The 565-nt window shown below is 75.6% G+C and carries 1 protein-coding gene; it reads left to right on the plus strand.

The genetic code is table 11. From position 1 onward, the window contains the following. Nucleotides 1-55: 55 nt before the first annotated feature. The coding region (locus tag KUM32_RS42830) for an AAA family ATPase (protein WP_217146952.1) at nucleotides 56-565 on the plus strand (510 nt) is incomplete at its 3' end.

The raw sequence follows: 565 nt of genomic DNA on the forward strand, positions 1-565 counted from the left end.
GTCGGACACCGCGCGGGCCGCGTCGGAAGCCACCGCGACCGCCGATGCCGCACCGCTGAGCGAGGAGCGCCCGGAGGCGCTCCGACCGCACGCCGAGGACGCGTTCGCCGAGGAGCTGGCCGCCCTCGCCGCGGCCGACGACCGGCCGCGACCGACCAACTGGCGCCTCTCGCCCTGGGCCGTGGCCACGTACCTACTGGGCGGCACGCTGCCGGACGGCACCGTGATCACCCCGAAGTACGTGGGACCGCGCCGCATCGTCGAGGTCGCCGTGACGACGCTGGCCACGGACCGGGCGCTGCTGCTGCTCGGCGTGCCGGGCACCGCCAAGACCTGGGTGTCGGAGCACCTGGCGGCGGCGGTGAGCGGCGACTCGACCCTGCTGGTGCAGGGCACGGCGGGCACCTCGGAGGAGGCCATCAGGTACGGCTGGAACTACGCCCAACTCCTGGCCCACGGGCCGAGCCGGGACGCCCTCGTGCCCAGCCCGGTGATGCGGGCCATGGCCGACGGCATGACCGCGCGCGTGGAGGAGCTGACCCGCATCCCGGCCGACGTGCAGGAC

Source organism: Streptomyces sp. AC627_RSS907, assembly GCF_019049165.1.